Raw genomic sequence first — 23,595 nt, 5'->3', positions numbered from 1 at the left:
TTCAGCCGATGATGACTTCATCGGCGCAGCGATACATCCGTATGCCCGGAGAAGGCGCACGATAGTCCCCGATGGCAAGCCCACGTGAATCCTGCAACGACCAGATGAAGTCGCGAAAGCCCAATCTGTCGCGGAAGCGGACCGTGCTCGAAAAGCGCGGATTGATCTCGAACACCTTCGGGCCGTCGGCCGTCAGCCGCAGCTGCACGTTAATCGAACCATTGAGCTGAAGCGCGTCCGCTATTCCATGCAGCAGCGGACCGAACGGCGTGCTGTCGGCCACTACGGCTGTGCCGGTCAGTCCGCCCTGCAACCGGCGGCGGAGTGCGATCATACGGGTTTCGCCGGCACGGCTCCGATACAGGCCGCAGGTGTATTCCTGGTCCTCAGGCAACAACAACTCCTGCCACAGGTCGCCGATCCGCGTCTGATTGGCGATCTCGACTTCCGCCTCTGTGCCGACCACGCGCAGATCCTTGCTGCCCTGGCCGCGCCGACGCTTGAGGATGCACGGCAAGGTGGGTGGCGGCGCTTCTCCGACGATGCGGGTCCACGGCACTCCAAGCTCGTGCGCGGCAAGCCGATTGAACGTCGCATATTTGTCGAGGCCCGTCTCGACTGCGAGCTGGTTTGCAGCCAGGACCGGTACTCCAGCGAAAGCACCCAAGTGCCCGGCGGCAAGCAGCACGGAAATCTCCGCTTCCGACATCGGCACGATCACGTCGACGCCGTGTGTCTTGACGATTCGTTCGAGCGCCTCGAGGTACGCGCCATCGTTCGCGCGCGGTGCCACCTCGCACACATCAAAGAAGGCGGGACCGGCATGATCTGCATGGATGTCGCAACCGATCAGCCGGCGCACTGCGCCTGCTCCTCGCGCGATACGGGCCAGCGCCAGCGCGATATCGCCAGCGCATCCCGTGATCAGCATGGTGTCGTAAATCATTTCGCGGTCTCAGCTTGTCCCGGCGGCTGTGGGATTGCCTCGTTCGAGCACATCCGCGAGGTAGGGCAAGTGGCTGTCCCGCCGCCGCGCTTCTTCAACGAGTGCACGCGTATCATAGGGGGTTCGCTCCAGCACCACGACACGCGTGTCGGTATCGATGCGGCACCAGCACGCAAATCCTCCGCGATCACGTGCCTGCCCAACCGAGCCTGGATTGAGGAGCAGAGGGCGCTCGCCGGCGGCAAGCATGGGATAGTGAGTGTGTCCCATCAGCACAAGATCGGCTCCGGCGACCCGGCAAGCTTCCAGCGTGGCAGCTTTTGCATCGGGATAGACGTACTCATCGGGATCGCGTGGCGAGCCATGGCACAGCTCCAGCACCAGTCCGCCGAGATCGACGCTTGCCCGGTCGGGCAGGCCGATCAGCCAATCGATGTCCTGCGGCTCAAGCGTTGTCGCCGCCACGTCCAGCGCGCTGCCATACCGTTCGCGGTAGGTTTGCATGGCCCCATCATTCTTGAGAGCTTCAGCGAGCATCCGCTCATGGTTGCCCCGGATCGCGACGAAGGGCCACTCCCTCAATTGTTCAAGCACGTCGCGCGCGGCATAGTAGTAGCCGATGAGATCGCCGAGCACGACCAGATGCTCGACGCCTTTCTTGAGCGCCTCGACGAGAGCAGCTCGCAGAGCCGCGGCATTACCATGGATGTCCGCGAGTACGGCAATCTTCATAGCAACCCGGCCCGCATGAGGATATCGCGGGCGACATCGCGAGGACGTTTAAGCTTAGCCTCGGTCTCGAAGCTCGCAAACATCTGCCGTACCGGCAAAGCCTGATCGTCGGCGCTGCGCAGCATGCTTTGCATGTCAGTGTCGAGCACGCCCGGATCAATATGCTCGATGGCGACGTCGGATCGCTCCGTGGCCAGGCAATCAAACATCATCATGGCTGCGGCCTTGCTGGCGCAATATGCGGCAAGTCCCGGCAGCGGGCGGCGCGCTGCTCCCGTGCTGATGTTGAGGATGCGCAACCTTGTCCGCCGCGAATCGGCGGCCGCGAGAAGCTTGCGGGCCAGGATCGCTGGAGCCAGAGCATTGACCGCGAATGCCGCGGCAAGCGAGGCGGAGTTGATGACGCCGAGCGTGCCGATCGGCTCAACCGAACCGGCATTGCTGATCAGGACAATCTCATCGGTGGTTTGTGGCAAAGCGCCGGCGAGGTCGATTTGATCCAGGCTCTCCAACGCGGATAAGTCGGCAGCCACGAAAACGCAGGCGTTCCTGGCTGAGGCCGCCGCGTGGCGCGGATCGAGGCGCCGGCCTAGCGCGATCGGTCTTGCGTCGGCCGCAACAAGTAGATCGAGCAGCTCAAAGCCGAGCCCGCGTGAGGCACCGGTGATGATGATAGCGCGCTGTTGATCCATGCGGGCCTTCCTTTCGCACATTCCCCGGTATTCTGTCGACACGGGCCGCTTTGAAATGCCCAGTCGCGGTGGTGAGTTGCCGGGTGGGTGTAAGCCGAAAGGAGCCGCCTATCGGATCGACGCGGCACGTCGTTGCCTCATGCCGTGAGTACGGCCCTCGGCTATGTTGGCTTTGGCTGAAAGAGCCGCCGGGTTGAGCGATTGTCTTTGTGGTATTAAAATACCTCGATAAGCTGAGCGACGGCCACCGGACCGAAATTCAACAAAAATCACAGAATGATAGCCATTGGGGAAGGGTAACTGGCTTTGGGCTATGCTAGCTATTCGATGTGTATAACCTGCTGGCGAGGCGGACTAATCCGTGCCTTGGAACTTCCCGCATAACACGGTCATCTCCGCCGTCGCCCACCGCATTGCCGGCGTATCAGGCTTTCTTGCCGTCGGCCGCGCGAGTCCGCTGCCTATCGAGGCGGACTGATCCGTGCTCCGCAGATTCCTGCACAACACTGCGATCTCCGCCGTTGCCTTCGGTCTGGCAGGTGTGCTGGGACTGTTTTCGGTTGGACTGATCGCGAAGTTCTACGGACTTGCCGGGCTTGGCCTCATTGCACTGGCGCGCTCGTTCCTGCCGAGCGGCTTTCTGTCCCTGATCGATTTCGGTGTATCCGAGACCACGACGCAGATGGTCGCCCGCGGGCGGCTCGGCGACTGGGCCTCGGCGAGCGAGAGAGTCTCGTTCCTGACCATGGTCGCTGCCGTCACCGGTCTGGTGTCGAGCGTCGTGCTGTGGTTTGCGGCGCCCTCGCTGACCGGGATCTTCAAGGTCGCGCCGGAGGAAGTGCTGGCTTTCGTCTCGATCCTGAAGGTCACCGCGCTGATCACGCCGCTCGCCTTCGTCGGCCTGGTGGTGGAAGGCGCGCTGAAGGGGTTCGAGGAATATGGCTGGCTGCGCATGACCGAGGTAGGAGGCAACCTGCTCTACGTCGCGGCGATCTATCTCGCGGTCTGGAACAATCTTTCCTTCGAATGGATTGCCTACGCGTATCTCGCCACCGTGGTCATCAAATATCTCGTGCTCGCACTCATCGTCGCGATCGCCGCGCGCGGCACCAAACTCCGCTTCAGCTCGTGGAGCCCGGAGACGCGCTACGACCTCGTGTATCGCGGCTGGCTGATGTTCAATGGCCGTATCGGCGGCGTGTTGCAGCAGACCATCATTCCGCTCGCGATCGGCGCGCTCTACGGCCCCGCGCAGGTCGGCGCCTACGATCTCCTGATGCGGCTGCCGCGTTTCCTGAAGACGGTGCTGAGCCCGCTGTTCTCCGCGATCCTGCCGATCTCGGCGCACATCGACGAGAAAACGGACGTGCGGCGTTTGCAGCTGCTGGGGCGAAACAGCTTCGTGCTGCCGGCCGCGATCGTGATTCCGATCGTGGTGCTGATGGCGCTTTACTCGGAAGAGATCTTGAAGGTGTGGGTCGGGCCGCAGAGTGCCGGACAATGGCCATGGCTGGCGCTCGCGCTGATCGTCCCCGCCGCCAACGTCATGATCAGCGCAGGCCAGACCGCGCTGATGGTGAGAGAGGACTTTTTGCGCTTCAGCAATCGCTTCCTCTATTCGCAGGTGCTGGTGCAATATGCCGTTACCGCGATCACGCTCCACTGGTTCCAGGATCGCGCCTTCATCCTCGGCTGGGTGGTGTCCTACATCGTGCTGACGCCGGTGCTCGCGCATCGCATGCTGAGGTTCATGGGTCTGCGGGGGGGGCTATTCTGGCAGCATGTCGCGAGGCAAGCGCTGGTCGCTGCGATCCTCGCGGTGATGGTGCTCGCCTACAAGACCTATGTGACGCCGCAGACCTTGCCCGCGCTGATCGTCGCAGGTGCGGCGGGTTGCGTGGCAGCGTGGGCTCTGAGCGTCATGCTGATTCTGTCCCGCAGCGACCGCGCGATGTTCGGCAAGTTCGCCCGCGCGTTTACGCAAGGGTAGGCGAGGGCCGCCGCTTGCGGCTTGGCGTCGCGAAGTTCCCGGCAGACACTCCCCGGTTGCTCGCTATTGGGGGATTTGCTAATGGCAGTCGTTGGAGCATTCCTTGGGAACAAGGGACAAGAAGCATATTTCCGGCACGATTCGGTGGGGCAACATGGGGTTGATGTCGAGAGCACTTTGGCACGTGAACCGGTCTCCGCTGCGGTGGGCCGTGAAGGCGGGCGTCAACACCTGGCATCTGAACGAGAAGCGCGAGCGGCGCCGGCAGGCGCAGCTGCTGGCGGTGACCCCGGCCGAACGTTCCAAGGCCGATGACCTGAACCGGGATGGCTATGCGATCGTCACGGATTTGATCGATTCCAAAATCCAGGAGCAGATCGCGGAAGCCGGCCAGATCAGGCTGCAGAACATCGAAGCGGCCGAATCGGGACAGAGCTCGAATTGGAAGAAATTCTGGGTGCGCCTCCTGGATGCGGAAATGCAGGACGGCCAGCTCAGCGCCGACAACGTCTTCGTTCAGTACGCGCTGCAGGCCCCTGTCATCAATGTCATCTCGGCGGCGCTCGGGGAGATCCCCTGGCTCGACTACGTTCTGCTGTCCTATTCGCGCTACACCGGCGAGGAACTCGCCTCGTCGCAGCTCTGGCATCGCGATCATGACGACGTGCGCGTCATCAAGTTCTTCAGCTATCTGACGGACGTCGAGGAGGACGGCGACGGTCCATTCACTTTCCTGCCGCGGCAGGCGACCGACAAGTTCGGTTATCCGCTGCTGTCCAGTCATTTCCCCGACGAGCAGGTTTTCAGCAAGGTGCCGCGCAGCGATATCAAGGTGATGAAGGCGCCGCGACTGGCCGCGTTCATGGTCGATACGACCAAGTGCCTGCATATGGGAAGCCGGATGGGCCCCGGACATGGCCGACTGCTCTACACCGCAACCTTCTTCTGCTTCCCCCGCATGGCCCCGAAGCAGAGCAAGCGCCCCTTCTTTGCGACGCCGAGTACGACTGAGCTGCAAAAGCTCGTTATGGGCCTTTGACGCGCCAGTGCACGGGTTGCTGAAGGAGAATTGCGGATGCTTACGCCTGTAGCGACGCCGGCGGGGCCTTTCGAACTGGCTAGCGCCTACGCCGTGGACATCGCGCGGAGTGTTGGCCGGATGGCGTTCAAGAATGTCCGCCGCACCCGTGATGTCGTCGATTCCGAATACAATGCCGGACAGTGGGGGCGGATCCTGTCCAAGCGTGGCTGGCTGCACGAGCAGGCGCTGGAAAGCTTCCTGATCGGACAGGATGACCGCGAGAGGTTGGCCAAGGTCGACGGGCAGATCGTTCGAATCAAGGCGCGCGAGTACTATCGTTACCGGCTCGGGGCGCTCGCCAAGCTGGTGTCGGATCATGCCGGCGAGGCGACGTCGGTCCTCGAGCTCGGCGCCGGCTACGGGTACAATCTATTCGCCCTGAGCCTCGATCCGCGATGGCGCCATTTGCGCGGCCTCGACATTGCTCCGAACGGCATCGAGGCCGGCCGGCAGATCGCGGGGCACTATGGGCTCCAGGATCGCGTCACATTCGACCGCATCGACCTTACCGATGCTGCCGATCCGCGCTTGCCGGAGTTGTCCGGTGCGACGATCCTCACTTACTTCTGCATCGAGCAGATCCCATACGCGCTGGAAGCGGTCGTGGATCACATTCTGAGTGCGCGGCCGGCGCGGGTGATCAATGTCGAACCTGCTGTCGATATGCTGAAGCTTACGGACCCGCGCGATGTTGCGAGCCGCATCTACATTCGCTCCATGGATTATCAGACGCGGCTGTTCGCGTTGCTCGATCAATTGGAGGCTCAGAGCCGGATCCGCGTGCTCAGCAGGCAGCGGATGGGCTTCGCGCCGAGTTTGCACAATGATGGGCTGCTCTACGTCTGGGAGCCTGTAGTCTAGTAATACTGAGCGCGTCGACTCACGGAAGAGACCGTGCTGAGGACAAGGTATGGCAATCCCCTGGTGGACCTTTGAAGTATTGCTTCCCTTGTCATTGAATGTTGTCGCGGCGGCGTTCATCCTGACGCTGATCGGTCGGATCGCGATAGGTCGTCCAGGGCTGGCGATGATTGCGTTCCTGGCATTTTTTTCGACCGTCTGGCGGCTGACCTCTGTCTTCTATATCGATACCTTCGGGCCAGTGTTCTCCGAGCAACTGGAGCGGTATATCGGTCCTGGCCTGGCCGTGCTGCCGCTCGTTGTGTCCCAGGCTCTGCTGATCGCGGCCCTCGTGGTATCGTTCCGTCCGCAGCGCCTAAGGGCGCTCAAGATCGGCACGAGCGGGGGACTTGCCGCGACGATCCCGCCGGGTCGCTTCAATTTGTCCAATCTCGCTTTCTGGACGGTGCTGACCTATGTGCTCGCGCTCTGGATCGAGTTGCGAGTCCGCGGGCCGATCCCGCTTCTGGCCGGAATCGAGCGGTTCGACTACACGCGGCAATATGGCGGCCCCCTGCACCAACGGCTGATCGAGTGGGGACCGATGCTGGCTTTCCAGCTCGGCCTGTTCATGATCCAGCCGGCGATACGCGGCGACCGGTTCGATCTGCGGTTTCCGGCCTTGTTCGGCGTCGTGCTGATCTATCTGTTCATGGTCGGACATCGCTTTTCGTCGTTCTTCGCCTATTCGTCGTTCTTCATCATTCCGGTCGGCGCCTTCCTGCTTCGGGAGGAGGCGGTCCATCGCAGTTTTCCGAGGATCCTGCGTTACGTCTCCCTGGCGGCGGCCGGGCTCGTGGCCTTGGTCGCCGTGGCGCTGATTCACTCGTACACGGTCGTTCGAGGATCGGAGATCGATCAGCTGGAATTCAAGCTCACCCAGCGCATCCTGGTCCAGCAGGGCGAGATGTGGTGGGCTACCTATGAGCGGGTCTTCGTCCATGGCGACTGGAACAGTGCTCTCGCCATGTTCAAATTGCTCGTCGCCCCGTTCAATCCGGCGTCGAACTCCACCATGCAATTCTTGATGGAGCTATCTCTTCCGCTCGACCGTACGTATGTGCTACTTACGCAGGGACAGACTTACACCGGAGGATGGCCTGAAGTCCTGTTCGAACTCGGCGGACCCGTACACGGATTTCTTCTCGTGGCCGCTTCGGCCGTATTGTTTACCGAATTCATGTTCTTGCTGACGCGCTGCATAATCCAGGAGCGTTATGCCACTTGCTTTTTTCTCACTCCGATATTGTATGCGGCGACAATCTGTGTCGTCTCGGGAATGTTGAATTCCTTCATTCAGGTCACCTTCATGGTGAAGCTGGCTGCAGCGGTTCTCGTTTACGTTATGGAGGATAGGTGGCGGGCGCGCCTGCTGGCATTGTCGCTGAACTCAACTGATGTCGCGTTCGAACTCGAAAGGAGCCCCAAGATGAATGACACGATGGCTTCCCCATCGAGTGTCGCCTATGTCAGGGGAATGTTTACTCATTTCGGCCGATTGGTTCGTGCGCGGCTGCTCCTGATCGTCGTCGGGACGCTGGCCGCTGTTCTGGTGGTTTTCCTGGCGGATCGGGCTCGCCCCACCTTCTATGCGGCGGAAGCAACGATGCGGCTCGGCCGGGTCGACGGCGCTGACGTGATGCTGCCCCAGTCGACCGCGATCCATATGGATTCTGCCGCTTTCAAGCGACGAGTCGAAGAGGCCATGAAGGCGTCTTCGGGAGACAAGGACCGGGAACATATCCTGGATAGTTTCAGCGTGCGGCCGCAGACGTCCGATCTTCTTTCGCTTACCGTTCACGGGGCCAGCGAGCAAAGCGCGACCAGCGCGTTACAGGCGGCCGTACGGGTGCTGAACGCGGACCAGGAGAAGCTCCGAGCGCCGCTTCTTGCGGAGCTCAACTCTCAGATGGCGATCATCGACACCAATATCGCCAGCCTCATGAGGATACGCGAGTCGCTGACTTCCAAGGATTCGATCAGCCCGCCCGCTGCTAACGATCCCGCATCCGCGGCGCTGGGGCGGGTATGGCTGCTCGACTTGCAGTCGCGCAACGAAGAGAGGCTGGCCGGTGCGACCAACGACCGGCGCGCGCTTGCGACGCGGCTTGGGCCATCCAAGAGCTATCCGGCGGTGCTCAGCGACGATGTAGCGGTCAGGAGGGTTTCGCCACGGCCGGTTCGAGATGCCCTGTTTGCCGGAGCAATTGTGTTGCTTGCGCTGCTGATCTACACGATGTTGAGTAGACCGAACCTGGCGCGCCCGCGCTAGACAGGAGCGGTGGTGGTCCGATCAAATCCGTCACCAAGGCAGCATGATGGACGATCGCACTAGGGTCGCGCGGCGGGACCGGTAGCATGGTGAAGCAGGCCGTCGTTCTGCTCGACGATGCAGATGCGCGATCCGGCGAGGCGCCGCAGCCGATTCCGGCGCCGCTGCAGGATGTCACTGGCCGGCCGTTTCTCGACTATCTACTCGACGAGCTGTCACGCTATCCGACGATCGAGCAGATTCTTCTGCTTGCGGGCCGCGGTGAGCAGCGCGTAGCGGACCGCTATCACGGCAGGTCGTGGCGCGGCGCGACCCTATCGGTCGTATCCTCCGACGCGAGCGGCGCTGGCGCATTGAAATGCGTTGCGGAGCGATTGCAGGAGCGCTTCTTCCTTCTGAACGGCTGCCTGCTATTCGACTTCAACCTGCTCGATCTCGCCAGCCGTGCACAGCGATCCCCGGCGATCGCCCGGGTGGCGCTGACGTCCGGCGGGATCGATAGCGGCATCTATTGCGTCGACCGCAGGATACTTGACTATGTCGGGGAGGCGCCGTGTTCGTTCGAAAACCGGGTCGTGCCGCGTCTGATCGCGGACGGGCAGTTCGAGGCCGCGAGCTATGGCGGCTTCCTCGTCGATGTGAGCGGGCCGGCCGGTCTCGATCGGGCCCGGACCGAGTTGCCCGACAGACTGCGGCGTCCGGCGGTGTTCTTCGACCGCGACGGCGTCTTGAACGTCGACAAGAACTATCTCTACAGGATCGACGACTTCGAATGGATGCCCGGTGCGCGCGAGGCCATCAGGCTCTGCAACGATCTCGGCTATTACGCTTTTGTGGTGACCAATCAGTCGGGCGTTGCACGCGGTCATTACGGCGTCGACGACATCCACCGTCTGCACGACTGGATGAATAGCGAGCTCGCTGCAATCGGCGCCCATATCGACGACTTCCAGTACTGTCCCTACCACGAGGAGGGGACGGTCGAGGCGTACCGGCGCACGAGCGACCGGCGCAAGCCAGCCCCCGGCATGATATTGGATTGCATGAAGGCGTGGCCGGTCCGCACTGAGGGCAGTCTGCTCGTCGGCGACAATGCCCGCGACATCGAGGCCGCCGTCGCCGCGGGAATACCCGGACATCTGTTCCAGGGAGGCGACCTCGCCTCATTCCTCCGTCCGCTGCTCGCGGCCCGGAGCTAGCCCCGATTGACCGCGCGGAACATGTATTCCGCCTGCTCCCAATCTTCGACGGTGTCGATGTCCTGCACGAGGTGCCGCGGCAGCACGACCCCGACGGAGCGCTCCGAGAAGATCGGCACGTCTTCGAGGAAGGCCGCGGCTGTACCCCAGTAGAATTGGCCTGCATCGTGATAGGCCGGCGCGAGGTCCTGCGACCGGGTGAGGCGATGCTCCGGATGAAACGGATCGACGCGGCCGGCCGGGGTCATGCGCAAGGCGCGCTGGATCGGGAAGGCGTAGCTTGTCACCGAGAACGCGAAGGCGGCGTCGGAGTTCGTGAGGGCGTCATGGGCCTCGCGCAGGAAGCGGGCCTCGATCAGCGGGGCGGTCGCGTAGATGCAGCAGACATGGGTGATGTCGTCACCGCGTTCGATGAACCAGGTGGCGGCGTGCTTGACGACTGCGGCCGTCCCGGTGTGGTCGTCAGAGATCTCCTTCGGACGAACGAAGGGTGCTGTCGCGCCGAACTGGCGCGCCACCTCGGCGATCTCAGCGTCATCAGTGGAGACGATGATCTCGTCGAACAGGCCGCTCGCCCGCGCTGCCTCGATCGAATAGGCGATGATGGGCTTGCCGCAGAACGGCCGGATGTTCTTGCGCGGGATGCGCTTGCTGCCGCCGCGGGCCGGGATGACGGCGATCTTCACGCGAGGATCTTCGTAAGCGCCGCGACGACGGTGTCCTGCTCGGCATCCGTCATTTTCGAGAACAGCGGCAGCGTGATGGCGTCCTGGTAATAGCTCTCGGCCTCCGGGAACATGCCGACCTTGAAGCCCAGGCGCCGATAATAGGGCTGCGTGTGCACGGGAATGTAATGCACATTGACGCCGATGCCGGCGGCACGCAGCGCCTCGAACACCTGGCGGCGGCTGAGCTTGATCTCGTTGCGCCGCAGCCGGATCACGTAGAGATGCCAGGCCGAGTTCGTGTCCGGATGCTGCCACGGGCAGGTCACCGGCAGCTTCGCCAACAGGCGATCATAGCGCGCCGCGAGCTCGCGCCGGCGCTCCACGAAAGCATCGAGCCGGACGAGCTGGCTGCTGCCGAGTGCGGCCTGGATGTCGGTCATGCGGTAGTTGAGCCCGAGCTCGATCTGCTCATACATCCAGGGACCGTGCTGGTCCTCGTTGGAGCGCCGCTCGTCGGCCGTCGGGGGCGACTGCATCGGGCGAATGATGCCGTGGCTGCGCAGATAGGAGAGCCGTTCGGCGAGCTTCGGCGCGTTGGTCATCAGCATCCCGCCTTCACCGGTCGTGATGATCTTGACCGGATGGAAGCTGAACACGGTGACGTCGCTGAGGGCGCCATCGCCGACCTTGCGTCCGTGGTACTCGCCGCCGACCGCGTGCGAGGCGTCCTCGATGATGTGGAAGCCGTACCGGTCCGCGAGCGCGCGGATCTCCACCATCTCGCAGGACTGCCCGGCAAAATGCACGGGCACCACCACCTTCGGGAGGCGGCCCGTGGTCTCCGCCTGGGCGAGCTTCTCGGCCAATGCAGCAACGCTCATGTTGTAGGTGCGCGGATCGATGTCGACGAAATCGACGGTCGCGCCGCAATAGAGCGCACAATTGGCGGACGCCACGAAGGTGTTCGGCACCGTCCACAGAATGTCGCCGGGGCCGAGATCGAGCGCGAGACAGGCAATGTGAAGCGCGGCGGTTGCGTTCGAAACGGCGATGCCGTGGGCCGCGCCGCAATATTTCGCCAGCCCCTGCTCGAAGCGAGGGCCGGCCTGTCCCTGCGTCAGCCAGTCCGATGTCAGGACATCCCTGACCGCGTCGATGTCCTCGGCAGAGATATCCTGGCGCCCGTACGGGATCATTGGACCGCTATCTTGTTGAACTCTCTGATCTCGGCGACGTCGAGGAAGTGCTCGTTCCTGCCGGAATTATACTCGAAGCCATCGGACACGGGCTCGCCGTGCTCGCCGATCTGGTTGGTGAGATAGTCGACGTCGCGGCGGAAGAACTTGATCGTCGGCTTGATCACAAAGTGGTCGTGGAACTTCAGCGTCAGGTGCGAGTCATCGGTCGGGCACATGACCTCGTGCAACTTCTCGCCCGGCCGGATGCCGATCACGCGGGTCGGCAGGTTCGGCGCCATCGCGGCCGCGAGCTCGGGAATGCGCACAGATGGGATCATCGGGACGAAGATCTCGCCGCCCGACATGCGCTCGAAGCTCTTGATCACGAAGTCGACGCCCTGTTGCAGGGAGATCCAGAACCGCGTCATCCGCGGGTCCGTGATCGGCAGATGATCGGTGCCCTCGGCGATGAGCTTGTTGAACAGGGGAACGATCGAGCCGCGCGAGCCGACCACGTTGCCGTAGCGAACCACGCCGAATGCGGTGCGATGGCCGCCGGCCATGTTGTTGGCGGCGATGAACAGCTTGTCGGAGGCGAGCTTGGTCGCGCCGTAGAGGTTGATCGGCTGGGCCGCCTTGTCGGTGGAGAGCGCGATGACCTTCTCGACGTCGGCCTCGAGCGCCGCCTGGATCACGTTCTCCGCGCCATGGACGTTGGTCTTGATGCATTCCATGGGGTTGTATTCGGCAGCCGGAACCTGCTTCAGCGCCGCGGCATGGATCACGAAGTCGATCCCCTTCATGGCGGTGCGCAGGCGCTCGCCGTCGCGCACGTCGCCGATGAAGTAGCGCATCATCGGCTGGTCGAAGTCCTGCTGCATCTCATATTGCTTCAGCTCGTCGCGCGAATAGACCACGACGCGACGCGGCTTGAAGTTCTTGAGCAGGCCGGCGACGAACTTCTTTCCGAACGAGCCCGTGCCTCCGGTGATCAGTACAGATCTTTCGTCAAACATGGGCGTTTACAGCGGCCTGCGGTGTGATGTCGGGGGAATGACGGCTGTTACCATAGGCACCCCGGGCAGTCCATGGTCAAATCTGCCGACTGCCGGCGAGAGGGGTGGGCGCGACATCGGTTTCATCGGTCCTCGAAGTTCGACAGCCGCTGGAGCGCGACGCGAAAACCTTCGCCGTCGTTCTCGTGTCCCTGCCAGATCTCCGGGATGAACGAGGCTTGTGGCGCCTGCCTGTTCAGCACCCGGAACACGTTGCCGAAATCGATCTCGCCTTCGCCGATCTGGAGGCCCTCGCCGTCGACGCCGCGGGCGTCGGCCATGTGAACATGGGCGACGAACGAGCCGATCTCCTCCATGAACTCGTCGAACGACCAGCGATTCTCGGTGCATGCGAGCTGGGAATGCGAGGTGTCGAAGCAGATGCGTACCCCGAGCTCGCGGCAGCTGCGCGCGATGTCGCCGCTGGAGACGAACAGATTATGATAGCGCTGGCCGCCGAAATGCCAGGGATAGGGCGGCATGGTCTGCGGCCAGAGCTCGACCGCGGGATCGGCGAGCTCGCGGACGCTGGCGCGCAAATGGGCTTCGCGAACCGCTCGTTCCTCGGCGGTGAGGAAGCGCGTGGACGAGAAGCCGCCGACGTTGCAGATGATGCCGACCGGGCCGTCGTTGCGAAAACGCTGCGCCAGCGCCTTGGTCTTGGCGATGACGCGCTTCATCTCCGCGATCGAACGCGTGCGATAGTCGTCGTCCGGGATCGTCAGGTCGAGCACGTGGTCGCCCTCGAACAGCTCCGGCGCGTGCACGATCAAGCCGCACGGATAGCTGTCGGCAAGGAAGTCGGAATCGTTGATGCCGAGGTCGCGATAGCTCAGGTGAAACTCGACGAAATCCGGATTGACCGCCGCGATCAGCTTGTCGGCGTCGCGATGGCGCACCGGAACGCCCCAGGGGCGCCTGAAATTGATTTGTCCACCGGCGGCGAGCTCACCGAGATCCGAGATATCGGATGGATAGAGCGGCGTCTGCGCGGGGATCGCGCGCGGGGCCTTCCGTCCGATCACCTCGTCGATGCGGTTCGGCGAAAGCCCCTGGCCCGGGCTGCGGATCTCGATCATCTCCCGCGTGATCGTGGCGCCGGCCGCGATGGCGTCGATGGCGAAGATCGACTTGCCGAGGCTGATGCGGTTGGCCTTCTCGCCCTGGCTGAGGATGCGGGGCAGGGCGCTGCCGAGGGAGTCCTCGACCTGGCGCACACCTTCGACCATGCGCTTGAATTCATGCGGCAGCAGGCTGACCTTGTGGTCGTTGCCTTCCTGGTCGCGCGCCAGCGTGAAATGCTTCTCGATCAGGCGCCCGCCCATCGCCACCGCCGCGACCGACACGAAGACGTCGCGCTCGTGCCCGGAATATCCGACCACGCTCTCGCAGAGCTCCTGGAGGCGCAGCATGTATTTCAGGTTGATATCGCGGAACGGCGCCGGATAGGTCGAGTTGCAGTGGAGCATGACGTACTCCGCACCCGACGTCTGAAGCAGCTTCACCGTCTCGCGAATCTCGTCCTCGGTCGACATGCCGGTCGAGCAGATGATCGGGATCCGCTGGTCGACGATGTGCTGGAGCAGCTCGTGATTGGTGAGGTCGGCGGACGCTGTCTTGATCGCCTTCAATCCGTATGCGCGGCATTTGTCCGCACTGTTGACGTCGAAGGCGGTGCAGAGCGGCTCCATTCCGAGCGAGGCCGAGTAGTCGAAGCAGCGATAGAGGTCCTCGTCGCTGAGCTGGAAGCGGTCGAGCAGGTCGAGCACGTATTCGGTGCCGAGATCCTCACTCTGTCCCTTCGCCCGTTTGCCGTAGAGGCCGGCCATGTCGCGCATCTGGAATTTGGCGGCGTCGGCGCCGGCCTCCGCCGCCGCCGTGATCAGGGCCAGGGCGGCCTCGAGGCTGCCATTGTGGTTGTTGCCGATCTCCGCGATCAGGAAGGTCGGATTCTCTTCGGCGATGGTCCGGCTGCCGATCCTGATGCCCTCGCCGGGATGGCGCTGACGGGCGACGCCGACGACGTGGCGCTCCGCGTCGACCAGCGGCACGTAGAGCACATCGCGCAGCAGCCTGTTGGCGGTCTCGCGATCGCCGGCGACGGCGCTGCGGACGCGCCGGTTGCAGAGATCGCCGACCGCGGCCTGCACGCCCGACGCGGCGCCCGCGCCGATCCAGCGGATGATGTCGCCGTTCGAGAGGCTGCCGAGCAGCCGGCCGCTGCCATCGACGCAGAACACGATCTCGCGCCGGTTCGCCGCGACCTTGCTCGCCGCCTCCTGGATGGAGGCGTCCTCGTGCACCAGATAGCTCTGGAGGTCTCTGTCGATGATCATCCTGCGATGTTCCTGCGGAACGCGGTCTCAAGCATCTCCCAATCGGAGAGCTCGTCGAGCTCGATGCTGGTGCTTTCGTCCATCTCGTGGACGACGATCTTGCCGTGAAGGCGCGCGCTCCGCCCGCGCAGCCGATCCACGGTCGAAATGTAGAACGCGCCGTTCTCCATCAGCGTGCCATTCCATTGTTGGCGCAGCGGACGGCTCGACGGATCATAGTTGATTGGCGTGCCATCGTCATTCCAGAAGAACCGTCGGGTCCTGACGCAGGTGACGAGCGAGTCTGCTTGGCTCGACACGAAGCGAGAAATGGCGTCCGCAACATCGCGGCGGGTCGTTTGCGGGCTCGTCGCCTGCGCGGTGATGAGATAGGGCTCCGAGATGTCGCGGGCGTCGATCAGGTCGTAGATCGCCTCTTCGGTCGTGGAGTTGTCGGCCGCCAGATGGGGGGGGCGGGGATGCACGAGGATCCGGGAATCGATCGACCTGACCACAGCGGCGATCTCCTCGCTGTCGGTCGACACGAAGACGCGCGAGACCATGTCGCAGTCGAGCAGCGCGCTCAGCGTCCAGGCGCAAAGCGGCCGGCCGCAGAACGGTTTGACATTCTTGCCGGGGATCGATTTGGAGCCACCGCGCAGCGGAACCAGGGCGGCAAAGCTCGGCTTGCTAGACAACGCGTTCATTGAATCTACGTTCATCCATGCCAGGTGGGATCACCGCGGCAAGCGGTGCAGTCTCGGCGACGGTTGGCACGCCCCCTCCGAAAATGTCGTGCGTGCCCGTCCGAAAATCGAAAAACCGGAGGTATTTCCAGTTCTTATCTCCCGCGACGCGCTGCTTGGTCGACCTCGATCAGCAGTCGCTAGATACGGCACGGGGCGGGATCGTGCAAGGCAAACGGCGGTCCGAGAGCCCGGAATTGCCTCTTCCGACGGCTCGGTGGCGTGGCCCGAATGTTGAGCGTTTCCCTTAGATTATCGCGTTGTTGAAGGACGCAGCCTGAGTGCTTTCCCCCAGGGGCCCGTCGGACGGATCGTGCTTGGTTTCCGATGCGAGCAGGGCTTCGTCCGAAGCCAGCTCAACCTGCTTCGCGGGCGGTGCAGTAACCTGAGCGCACGCCAGGTCAGCAGGTTGCGATCCGGGCTTGCGAGAGGCCGGATACGCGTACCAGGCGCTATCTCGACGGTAGCGTCAGATGAATATTCATCTGAGATGTTTTCGAGAACGGCATTCGCGCAAAGTCGAAAGCTGCGAACGCGAGATGGAAGAATGGCGTTAGCGGATTTTTCAGTGATGGCTTGTTCGCGGAGACGTCGGCGAGCCCGAGCAACTTCAATTCGTTGATGGCGCTGACAGTCCAGAACGGCGCGCCTTGAGTATACTTGCATTGCAGGACTTCGAAGCCGGCCTCCTGACAGTGGCGAATGAGACTTTCTCTTGTGAACAACACGAAATGACGGGGCGTGTGAAATCCACCCCAGGAGCGGTTCCTAAACAGCCGGGCATCGAGAGAATCGAAATTTGGCGTTTTGATCCAAATCCGTCCTCCGGGTTTCAGCAGGCCGCGAGCCTTTTCCAGGAGTGCTGCAGGATTGGGAACGTGCTCGAGTAGATTGAGCATAAGGATCAGATCGAACTGCCGATCAGTCTTGAAGCCCTCCACCGGCGTGAGGTGAAATTCGTGTCCCTTTGCTCTGGCGGCGTCCTCCGCACCGGCGTCGATGTCGACGACCGTGGTGTGGGTTACGCGGGGGTCAGCTCGCTTGAGAGCGTCGAGAAGCCATCCGCTGCCGCCGCCCACGTCCAGAGCGGACAAGGCATTTCCAGGGATTTGACGGGTGATGGATCTGAAGGCTCTGTCGTCGAGGAAGTTCTTGATCTTCAGCGCGATGGAGTCTGCTTCGGAAGCATGGAAAGAATAGTAGTTGGACGGGTAAATTTCATTCAACCGGTCGAAAAGCATCGGGTGAATGAAGACGATGTCGCAGCCGGTGCAGCGGTAAAACGAAAACGTATCCGGTGTTGTAAAGTACTCAACGTCATTGGCATTCGCGAAGTGGCTGACATCGGTTCGCGTGCACAGGGGGCAGCACGGGGGGGAGCTCATTGTGTTTTGTTTCTCGTGACGATGACGTCAGCCCGAAGAAGGCCAAGGAATGTTTTGATATAGCTGGACCGACGCATCTCGATGATCGGGGCGATATCTGTATCGAGCAGATAGGCCTCGAGCTGATGGAGATTTGTATAGGAGACCTGGGGCTCCCAGTGGTGCAAGAGATGTCGATCGAACCCGGCGGCGCCGAATAACGAGGAAAAGACGCTTGGGCCAAAGACCCGGGTGTAGGCTCCGTGGTCTTGCTCGAAATAGTCGATGTGCGGGTCGGCGTTGGGGTCACGGTGTTCCAGCAGTTGCCGTAGCGCCCCGAGAAACGGAAAAATCATGCCGATGCCGAGGGTCCATGCAAAGCCGAGCGTGTAGAAACCAAACCAAAAGCTGGCGCCGACAATCGTGCCGTGAATTGAAAGGCCGATCAGCAGCAAGAACGTTTCTCGGGTCGTTCGGGCCTTCCCGGCGCTCGTTCGTCGCTTGGAAAGCACCTCGATCGACCGCAGCCCGAACAGGCTCTTGAAGATGAAAAGCAGATTCAGCGGGAAGAAGTAGCTCATCTCGCTATCGTCTTTTTGGCCGAGTGCACGGTGGTGCTGGAAGTGAAAAGGCCTGTACGACTGGACGGAAGTACCAACCATCCAAGCGATCAGAAGATCGCACAGCAGATCGCTGTTCTCTCTACCTTGCGCCAGATTGAAGTGGGCGCCTTCGTGAATGAACAACTGCAGATAGGCGACCCAGAATCCGACCGCTAGGGCACCGCCCAGCGTTGCGATCCACGGGGGACATCCATAACGAGGAGCAATAGCGGTAGCGAGCGCCGTCGCCAGCAACGCGGCGTATCCAAGTGCGATGTCGGCCCATACTCGAACGTACGAGGGCTTCAGCGTCTTCAGAAAATCCAGATAGCGCTGACCGCTTCGATCAACGAGGACCGGCCGCAGGGTCTGGAATTTTCTCGAATAGTCCATGTCCGATCGGATCGCGACCAGGTCCTCGTTTTCCTCGCTCTTCAAAGGATATTCTCCCTGGCGCGACATTTGGGCAAGGCTTGCCTCGCCCGTTCGCGCGCCCACTACGCCCGCGCAAATCTATAGAATTTCCGCAACTGCAACTCAACCGGTTATTGCCGCGGCAACCGTCGCTGTTCCCGCGCCGACGCCCGATCGCTCATGCCGCGGGTGGCGCGTAGCGCGGCTTCGCGGGCGGCGGCCCGAGGGGCGTGCGGACGGGGCCTGCTCGTGCCGCCGCGAGCTTCATGAATTCCGCCGCTTTGCGGTCAACGCACTGGTCGCAGGGCCCGGAATTGGCTATTTCGACAGTCCCGTATCGACAAATTGCTCAAGCGCCTCCGATACCGGATTTTAGAAGGACGTAGTCTGCGTGCATTCCCCCCCGCCGGACGTGTTGGGTCGAGCCTCCGGCGTAAGCTGGGCTCCGGTTGAAGCCAACTCCATTTGCTTCGCAGCGATCTTCACATGGGCAATGTCGGCGACATCGGCGATCGCATGCGCAATCGTGCGTTGGCCCCTGGGAAGCCCACACTGGCTCGCGTTCTTGAAGGCGTTTCTGCTGTTGGCAGCGGCCGTCTCCTGCCTGCTTGCACTGAGTTCCCGGCGTCATCAGGGTGCAAGCCATGCCGGCGTGGTCCTCTCGGTCATCGCCATCGTCTTTCTGCCGTGCCTTGCCTGGTTCGGTCGGGTCTTTGCCGACATCATCGCCTACCCGGTCTTGCTTGGGATGGTGTTCCTGGGCCTGCGGCGTGCCGCCGGAGTGGTGCGCCGCATGGCGCCGCGGACGTCGGTGCTGGCAGTCGTCTGCGGTTGCGGTGCCGGAATCGGCTACTTCTTCCTCGTGAACTCCAAAGGCTATGCCACCGTCCTCACGCCGGAACAGGCGGCTACGGGCCTGCAGCACCTCGACACGCTATATCATGCGTCAATCGCCAACATGCTCGTCAACTTCGGACATTTGAGCACCGGCTTGGACGGCTTCATGCCGATGAAGTATCACGTGCTGTCCCACATATGGATGGGATGTGTGGGCTTGTGGCTCGGCGTCACCACTCTCGAGAGCTACTATCTTACGGCGCAGATCATCGCCATTCCGTTGCTGTTGTTCAGCTTGATCATGGCGGGCTTGCTGCTGCGGCGCTCGGCGGAAGGATTGAGCGACAGCGCGCTCGTCACGCTGATTCCGCTCCTGCTTCTGGTGATCGCCGATTTCTGGGGCATGACCTCATATCTGGTTTCCGAAAGCTATTTCGTCGCCCTTTTTCTGCTCTTGCTTGCGTTACCGCTGCTCCCGGAGGTCGCCGACGAGAGGTCACCGCTCGGACCTCCTCTGACAGCCCTTGCGGTCGCGGGAACGTTGGTCTTGTTCTCGAAGATTTCGGTCGGCGTGATCTTCTGGGGCGCCGTGGGATTTTTGCTGTGGCGACGCCTGGGACTTACTCTCCTGAACTTCATCAAGGTTGCGGCCCCAATCGCGCCGCTGCTCTGGCTTGCGAGCGCGGTCGGTTCTCCCGAAGCCGGGGAATATGTCCATGCACTGAGACCATTGGCTTTCGTGCGAGAGTTTCCGCGCGCTTCGCTGCCGAACATCGTAGCCAATCTGCTGCTGTTGTATGGCGCCGCGCGCCTTTGGCTCCGCGGCACTTCGGCTGAGATGCGGCTCGTGGAGGCATTGGCACTCATTGCGATGGGGAGCCTTGCTCCGGCTCTTCTGCTCGATATCATCGGAGGCTCAGCCTTTTATTTCGCGAATGTCGGGACCTTCGTCTGTATCGCCTTTTTGACAGCCTACGGCGGTTCGATGCTCGAAAGGCGAAATCCTCGGGCATTTCGTCCCGCGGTGATCCTGATCGTCATCGCTGTCGTGGCGCTCGCTACGAACGAGAAGAGACGCAGTCCCATCGAGTTGGTGAGACAGTTCCAGGAACTGCGCGCCCGGGCCCACACACTCGCCGGCAGGGGCGAGGCGGCCCCGTTGTCGACCTTGCAGGCAACCGCAGCGCTGCTTGCGCCTGGCGGCAGCCTTCGCGGAGAGATCGGCGATGATGTGAAGCACACGCCGGGAGGGCAGTCGATCGAGACGTTGCGCTCCTTGAGCGGAGGGCAAACGCATCAGACCGCCGTGTTCGTGGCGCCGGACAATCGGCCATTCTGGACGACCTATATCGACTGTCGCGGCGACCCGTTGTTTGTTCCTGCAGTCCTCGGCGTGCCCATGCTCAAGGGGATCAACCCCGCCGAATTCGGATGTCCAAAGGACAGGTATTATCTGGGGGCGCACAACGCGGAAGACGCGGTCTCGGACGTTGCAAGCGATGATCGGCTTTGCGCTCGGGCGGCACGATGGAGGCTGGACGAAATTTGGGTCCTTTCGACCCCGCAAGTTGGTCGCAAGCTAAGCTGTGCCGTTCCGCGGTCGTGAGCGCGCAACAACGCCCGGTGCGCTGTAGTGGTAACGAGCGTCTGCTTCGGCATGATTTCGGGTTCGGCAAAGGCCACGTGAGGGAGGCCCCACTGTCTCGCCTGGAACGCAGGCGATCTCAGAGAGCGGCGATGATCCGCAAAAATCGCCTTTCGGCGGCGCATAACAGCTTTGCCCGGTCTTGCGAAATCGGAGCGTCTTGCTCGTCAGCCGAAGTCGCGGTGATCGCCATTCGCGCGACGCCTGCGAGCTGGCTGATGGCCGGCAAGAGCTGTTGGCATGTGGTCTTGGGAAACCAATAGAGATCGATGGTCAGCAGCGATTGGCGTTTTTGCAGGGACATGGGTCCGGAGAAGGAGACCAGCCGCCGCCCGGCGATCAGGTTCGGAGGAACGGCCACGCCCGCGCGTTCCAGGGTCGGATAATCCAGCGGCCCGTCCGGGAGGGCGTGCACCGCGGTTCGAAGGGCGTCGATGAATGACCCAATGTCCTGCAGTGGCGCGGTGGATCGCTCAGCGGCTTCACCGTCAATCTGGTGCTCATGGCACGCTTCCGGCGATTGCGGATCTCCCGTCTTCTCGAACCGGTAAGCGATCACTTCGGGCGTCGATCCGCGAAGTTCGCAGAGAGAGCCGCGGGCTCGGAGCCGCTCGAGAATGGCCTTTTCGAGCGAGCCGAGGCTCGCCTCGTCGCGACGCCTGACAACCAGATCTCCGGTCGCGAACGTCACGTCAGTCGCCAGGATGCGTGCATAGATCGCCGGCACGAGCTCATCCGAAAAAGTGAAGGATCGCGGCGAGGTGTGCCACTTGCTCACATACATGAGCGCAATGTCGCTGAGCATCTGCCAGGTGTTTGCGCCTTCGCCAAGCAGGACGGTAACTTTCGGCGAGGTCGCGGCGTACCGCTCGATAAGACGCTTTGCATCCGCAACGATCGCACGGTCGTAGTCATCCAGGGACCAGGGATTGTCGGTCGAACGTAGAGCAAGCTCGCGATCCACTTTCTCGCGCAAAGCCGTGTACAGGGCGGCGGGCGAACAGCGATCGTGATAGCGGCACTCACCGGGGAGCAGCGAGTAGGGTGAGTCGATACGAAACATGTAGAGGCAGGAGAAGATCGAGGCCCAGAGCACGGCGACGGTCGTCAACGCGGTCAATATGCCCGCCGCGCGATCTCCGTCCAGTGCACGGCCTGCCAACCAGAGCGCGGCGGGGATGAACAACAACGCGAACGGCAAGAGAGCGATGGCGACGGTGAAGTCGACCGACCTGGCGGCGAAATAGGAGCCCGTAATGGCCGTCAGGATCGCTGCAGGTAATGCGTGGCGCAGCCAGGTGTCGCTCGTGGCGTGCAACGCGCTGCGCTTGTTGTCGAGCACCAGCAGCCAACAGCCGGCTACAGCGATCGCGACCCCGCCCAAGATTGGAATCCAGCCCCAGAATGTCGCGTCGAACGGTACGGACCAGAACTGCCCAATTGGATTGTAGCTTGACAGGAAGCCGAGATAGACGTCGAAGGCCGGCCAACTGCCCGCCGCGAGCAGTGTCCCGACCGACAGCGCGGCAGGTCCCGACATCATGGCCGCGGCCGCGATGGCGAGGTCCTTCGCTAGCCTGGCGTAGGTCCGGTCACGGAGATTGCGCAAGGCGAGCGAGCCGGAATAAAGGGCAAACGCGCCGACGAAGGCCTCGATGCTCCACAGGCCCGACAGAAAGGCGGCCAGGAAGATGAGGGCGGAATGCCTGGCGCCTCGCGCGCCGATTCCAACGGCCATGAACAGGATGGGGAGATAGCGCCCCCCGAGCACCGAAGGCGCGGTGTTCACGTTGCCCTGGCCGCCGCCCCACGCAGACAGCCAAAACAGGATGAACACCAGCCCGAACCAGGCCGCGCTCATCCGGGTCCTCGTGGATTGCCAAAGTGCCGTGATGAAAAGAGCGTAGAACAGCAGGTTGCAAAGCTGGATGGCGATGTTGGCGACGGCAAAGGACGGTGGCCCGAGCTGAAACGCAAGGTAGGTGACGAGGACGGGGCCTGGTCCGTACTGGGAGAAGGTGTCGACCATCAGCGTTCCGCCGTGCAGGAGATGCAGGGCAGGACCCATCACGGTCATGTAGTGAAACGGATCGCCGGCGAGCGAGAAGTCGAAATTCAGGACGGCGCTGGCGACGAGCGCGCAGACCAGGGCGGCCCGCTGGGCCGCCCTGAGTTGGGCGGGATGGGCCGCGGCAAGCCGTCGTTCGAGCATCAGAAGGCATGCGCCGACTGCCACGAGGAAGGCTGCAGTCGATGCCCCGAGCAGCAGGCTCGATCGATCCGGAAATCCTCCGGGCACGGTGCGAAACAAAAAGCCGAAGATGGGGTTGAAGTGCCCGTATCCCGGCTGGATCTTGAACAGGACGATCGTCGCAGCCGCGAAAACGAACACCAACGCGACCGATTGGATCGCCCTCGGGCTCGCTCGCACGACGATCGAGCTCGCCCGATCGAGCACCTTGTCGCTCCCGCAGATGGCGATCAGCAGCACGGCCAGCGCGGCATATGCGGACACCGCGATCTTGGCCGCCTGCAATCCGGCTTTGTACCAAAAGTCCACACCGTTGTTTGCGGCCCAGGCTGCAACTGCTACGACGGCAAGGCTCACCAGTGCGGCGACCGCACACCACACGTTCAGGGCCTCGAACAGGCGACCCGCCCTGGGCCAGCGGCGATCAAGCCAATATTGCAGCGTCACGGTAGATACCGGCAGTACCAAAATGCCGGCGAAAAAGACCAGCATCGTCCGCTGTCGCGGTTCGATCTCCAGCCGATCGGCGAGCACGATCGCAACGAGAATGCCAAGCAACGTCAGGGCTGCGCTCGACAGCAGCGGAGCGGCGTCGTCGAGCCAACCGCTCGACCGATGCCGCGCGGCCTTGCGGTAGGACTCTTGAACGTCTGCCTTCATGCAACCTTTCCCAAAGCCTCAGGCGGATGAGGCGAGGAGGCGATGCAC

At 62.4% G+C, this 23,595-nt stretch carries 17 protein-coding genes; 6 read left to right on the top strand and 11 right to left on the bottom strand.

Features of this window, described 5'->3' with window-relative positions; all coding sequences use genetic code 11:
• Nucleotide 1 precedes the first annotated feature (1 nt).
• From AB7008_RS34245 to AB7008_RS34235, 3 genes are read right to left on the bottom strand one after another with little or no spacing between them, the layout of a single operon-like run.
• A complete protein-coding gene (locus tag AB7008_RS34245; RefSeq protein WP_304490636.1) occupies nt 2–946 on the bottom strand; it encodes an ATP-grasp domain-containing protein in 945 nt (314 codons plus the stop codon).
• A 9-nt stretch (nt 947–955) separates the two neighbouring features.
• On the bottom strand, nt 956–1,678 hold the full coding sequence (locus tag AB7008_RS34240; RefSeq protein ID WP_304490635.1) for a metallophosphoesterase family protein: 723 nt from the start codon (nt 1,676–1,678) through the stop codon (nt 956–958).
• A complete protein-coding gene (locus tag AB7008_RS34235) occupies nt 1,675–2,370 on the bottom strand; it encodes an SDR family NAD(P)-dependent oxidoreductase (protein WP_304490634.1) in 696 nt (231 codons plus the stop codon). Before AB7008_RS34235 ends, AB7008_RS34240 begins: the two co-directional genes overlap by 4 nt.
• A gap of 481 nt (nt 2,371–2,851) precedes the next feature.
• Between AB7008_RS34235 and AB7008_RS34230 the strand changes: the two genes are divergently transcribed.
• The 5 genes from AB7008_RS34230 to AB7008_RS34210 all read left to right on the top strand — a co-directional run bounded on the left by AB7008_RS34230 (nt 2,852) and on the right by AB7008_RS34210 (nt 9,812).
• Nucleotides 2,852–4,360, top strand: a complete 1,509-nt coding sequence (locus tag AB7008_RS34230; RefSeq protein ID WP_304490633.1) for an oligosaccharide flippase family protein — start codon at nt 2,852–2,854, stop codon at nt 4,358–4,360.
• A 184-nt stretch (nt 4,361–4,544) separates the two neighbouring features.
• Nucleotides 4,545–5,399 (top strand): hypothetical protein, encoded by an 855-nt coding sequence (locus AB7008_RS34225; protein WP_304490632.1) that lies wholly within the window; start codon nt 4,545–4,547, stop codon nt 5,397–5,399.
• Between the two features lie 36 nt (nt 5,400–5,435).
• Entirely contained in the window at nt 5,436–6,302 is an 867-nt protein-coding gene (locus AB7008_RS34220) for a class I SAM-dependent methyltransferase (protein WP_304490631.1), read from the top strand.
• Between the two features lie 49 nt (nt 6,303–6,351).
• On the top strand, nt 6,352–8,613 hold the full coding sequence (locus AB7008_RS34215; protein WP_304490630.1) for a DUF6418 domain-containing protein: 2,262 nt from the start codon (nt 6,352–6,354) through the stop codon (nt 8,611–8,613).
• A gap of 86 nt (nt 8,614–8,699) precedes the next feature.
• Entirely contained in the window at nt 8,700–9,812 is a 1,113-nt protein-coding gene (locus tag AB7008_RS34210; protein ID WP_304490629.1) for an HAD-IIIA family hydrolase, read from the top strand.
• On the opposite strand, the gene pseF is transcribed toward AB7008_RS34210, so the two are convergent.
• The 7 genes from pseF to AB7008_RS34175 all read right to left on the bottom strand — a co-directional run bounded on the left by pseF (nt 9,809) and on the right by AB7008_RS34175 (nt 18,178).
• Nucleotides 9,809–10,498 (bottom strand): pseudaminic acid cytidylyltransferase, encoded by a 690-nt coding sequence (gene pseF / locus AB7008_RS34205; protein ID WP_304490628.1) that lies wholly within the window; start codon nt 10,496–10,498, stop codon nt 9,809–9,811. The genes AB7008_RS34210 and pseF overlap by 4 nt on opposite strands.
• Nucleotides 10,495–11,676: a UDP-4-amino-4,6-dideoxy-N-acetyl-beta-L-altrosamine transaminase gene (pseC, locus tag AB7008_RS34200; protein ID WP_441260222.1), complete on the bottom strand. Its 1,182-nt coding sequence runs from the start codon at nt 11,674–11,676 to the stop codon at nt 10,495–10,497. Before pseC ends, pseF begins: the two co-directional genes overlap by 4 nt.
• Nucleotides 11,673–12,674: a UDP-N-acetylglucosamine 4,6-dehydratase (inverting) gene (gene pseB / locus AB7008_RS34195; protein ID WP_304490626.1), complete on the bottom strand. Its 1,002-nt coding sequence runs from the start codon at nt 12,672–12,674 to the stop codon at nt 11,673–11,675. Before pseB ends, pseC begins: the two co-directional genes overlap by 4 nt.
• Before the next feature lie 122 nt (nt 12,675–12,796).
• Entirely contained in the window at nt 12,797–15,049 is a 2,253-nt protein-coding gene (locus AB7008_RS34190; protein WP_304490625.1) for an N-acetylneuraminate synthase family protein, read from the bottom strand.
• The gene (locus AB7008_RS34185) at nt 15,046–15,735 is read right to left on the bottom strand and encodes an acylneuraminate cytidylyltransferase family protein (RefSeq protein WP_304490624.1); all 690 of its coding nucleotides are present in this window, start codon (nt 15,733–15,735) and stop codon (nt 15,046–15,048) included. The genes AB7008_RS34190 and AB7008_RS34185 overlap by 4 nt, the downstream gene beginning before the upstream one ends.
• A 491-nt stretch (nt 15,736–16,226) precedes the next feature.
• On the bottom strand, nt 16,227–17,159 hold the full coding sequence (locus AB7008_RS34180) for a class I SAM-dependent methyltransferase (RefSeq protein ID WP_304490623.1): 933 nt from the start codon (nt 17,157–17,159) through the stop codon (nt 16,227–16,229).
• Nucleotides 17,156–18,178: a fatty acid desaturase gene (locus AB7008_RS34175; RefSeq protein ID WP_304490622.1), complete on the bottom strand. Its 1,023-nt coding sequence runs from the start codon at nt 18,176–18,178 to the stop codon at nt 17,156–17,158. Before AB7008_RS34175 ends, AB7008_RS34180 begins: the two co-directional genes overlap by 4 nt.
• 541 nt (nt 18,179–18,719) lie before the next feature.
• Between AB7008_RS34175 and AB7008_RS34170 the strand changes: the two genes are divergently transcribed.
• Nucleotides 18,720–20,597: a hypothetical protein gene (locus AB7008_RS34170; protein WP_441260221.1), complete on the top strand. Its 1,878-nt coding sequence runs from the start codon at nt 18,720–18,722 to the stop codon at nt 20,595–20,597.
• Between the two features lie 118 nt (nt 20,598–20,715).
• Here the strand turns inward: AB7008_RS34170 and AB7008_RS34165 are convergent, their stop codons facing one another.
• Nucleotides 20,716–23,547 carry a hypothetical protein gene (locus AB7008_RS34165; protein WP_441260220.1) on the bottom strand — a complete coding sequence of 944 codons (2,832 nt, stop codon included), beginning with the start codon at nt 23,545–23,547 and terminating at the stop codon, nt 20,716–20,718.
• Between the last annotated feature and the right edge of the window lie 48 nt (nt 23,548–23,595).

Origin of the sequence: Bradyrhizobium sp. 521_C7_N1_3, assembly GCF_052075975.1 — a bacterium.
Lineage (GTDB): Bacteria > Pseudomonadota > Alphaproteobacteria > Rhizobiales > Xanthobacteraceae > Bradyrhizobium > Bradyrhizobium japonicum.
The sequence above is the reverse complement of the archived record's forward strand: the minus strand, read 5'-3'. Positions and strand labels throughout refer to the sequence as shown.

What these genes read in the sequence shown, in the direction of transcription:
- AB7008_RS34245 (WP_304490636.1), bottom strand. Translation starts at nt 946, where the DNA reads ATGATTTACGACACCATGCTGATCACGGGATGCGCTGGCGATATCGCG.
- AB7008_RS34240 (WP_304490635.1), bottom strand. Translation starts at nt 1,678, where the DNA reads ATGAAGATTGCCGTACTCGCGGACATCCATGGTAATGCCGCGGCTCTG.
- AB7008_RS34235 (WP_304490634.1), bottom strand. Translation starts at nt 2,370, where the DNA reads ATGGATCAACAGCGCGCTATCATCATCACCGGTGCCTCACGCGGGCTC.
- AB7008_RS34220 (WP_304490631.1), top strand. Translation starts at nt 5,436, where the DNA reads ATGCTTACGCCTGTAGCGACGCCGGCGGGGCCTTTCGAACTGGCTAGC.
- AB7008_RS34215 (WP_304490630.1), top strand. Translation starts at nt 6,352, where the DNA reads ATGGCAATCCCCTGGTGGACCTTTGAAGTATTGCTTCCCTTGTCATTG.
- AB7008_RS34210 (WP_304490629.1), top strand. Translation starts at nt 8,700, where the DNA reads ATGGTGAAGCAGGCCGTCGTTCTGCTCGACGATGCAGATGCGCGATCC.
- pseC (WP_441260222.1), bottom strand. Translation starts at nt 11,676, where the DNA reads ATGATCCCGTACGGGCGCCAGGATATCTCTGCCGAGGACATCGACGCG.
- pseB (WP_304490626.1), bottom strand. Translation starts at nt 12,674, where the DNA reads ATGTTTGACGAAAGATCTGTACTGATCACCGGAGGCACGGGCTCGTTC.
- AB7008_RS34190 (WP_304490625.1), bottom strand. Translation starts at nt 15,049, where the DNA reads ATGATCATCGACAGAGACCTCCAGAGCTATCTGGTGCACGAGGACGCC.
- AB7008_RS34185 (WP_304490624.1), bottom strand. Translation starts at nt 15,735, where the DNA reads ATGAACGCGTTGTCTAGCAAGCCGAGCTTTGCCGCCCTGGTTCCGCTG.
- AB7008_RS34180 (WP_304490623.1), bottom strand. Translation starts at nt 17,159, where the DNA reads ATGAGCTCCCCCCCGTGCTGCCCCCTGTGCACGCGAACCGATGTCAGC.
- AB7008_RS34165 (WP_441260220.1), bottom strand. Translation starts at nt 23,547, where the DNA reads ATGAAGGCAGACGTTCAAGAGTCCTACCGCAAGGCCGCGCGGCATCGG.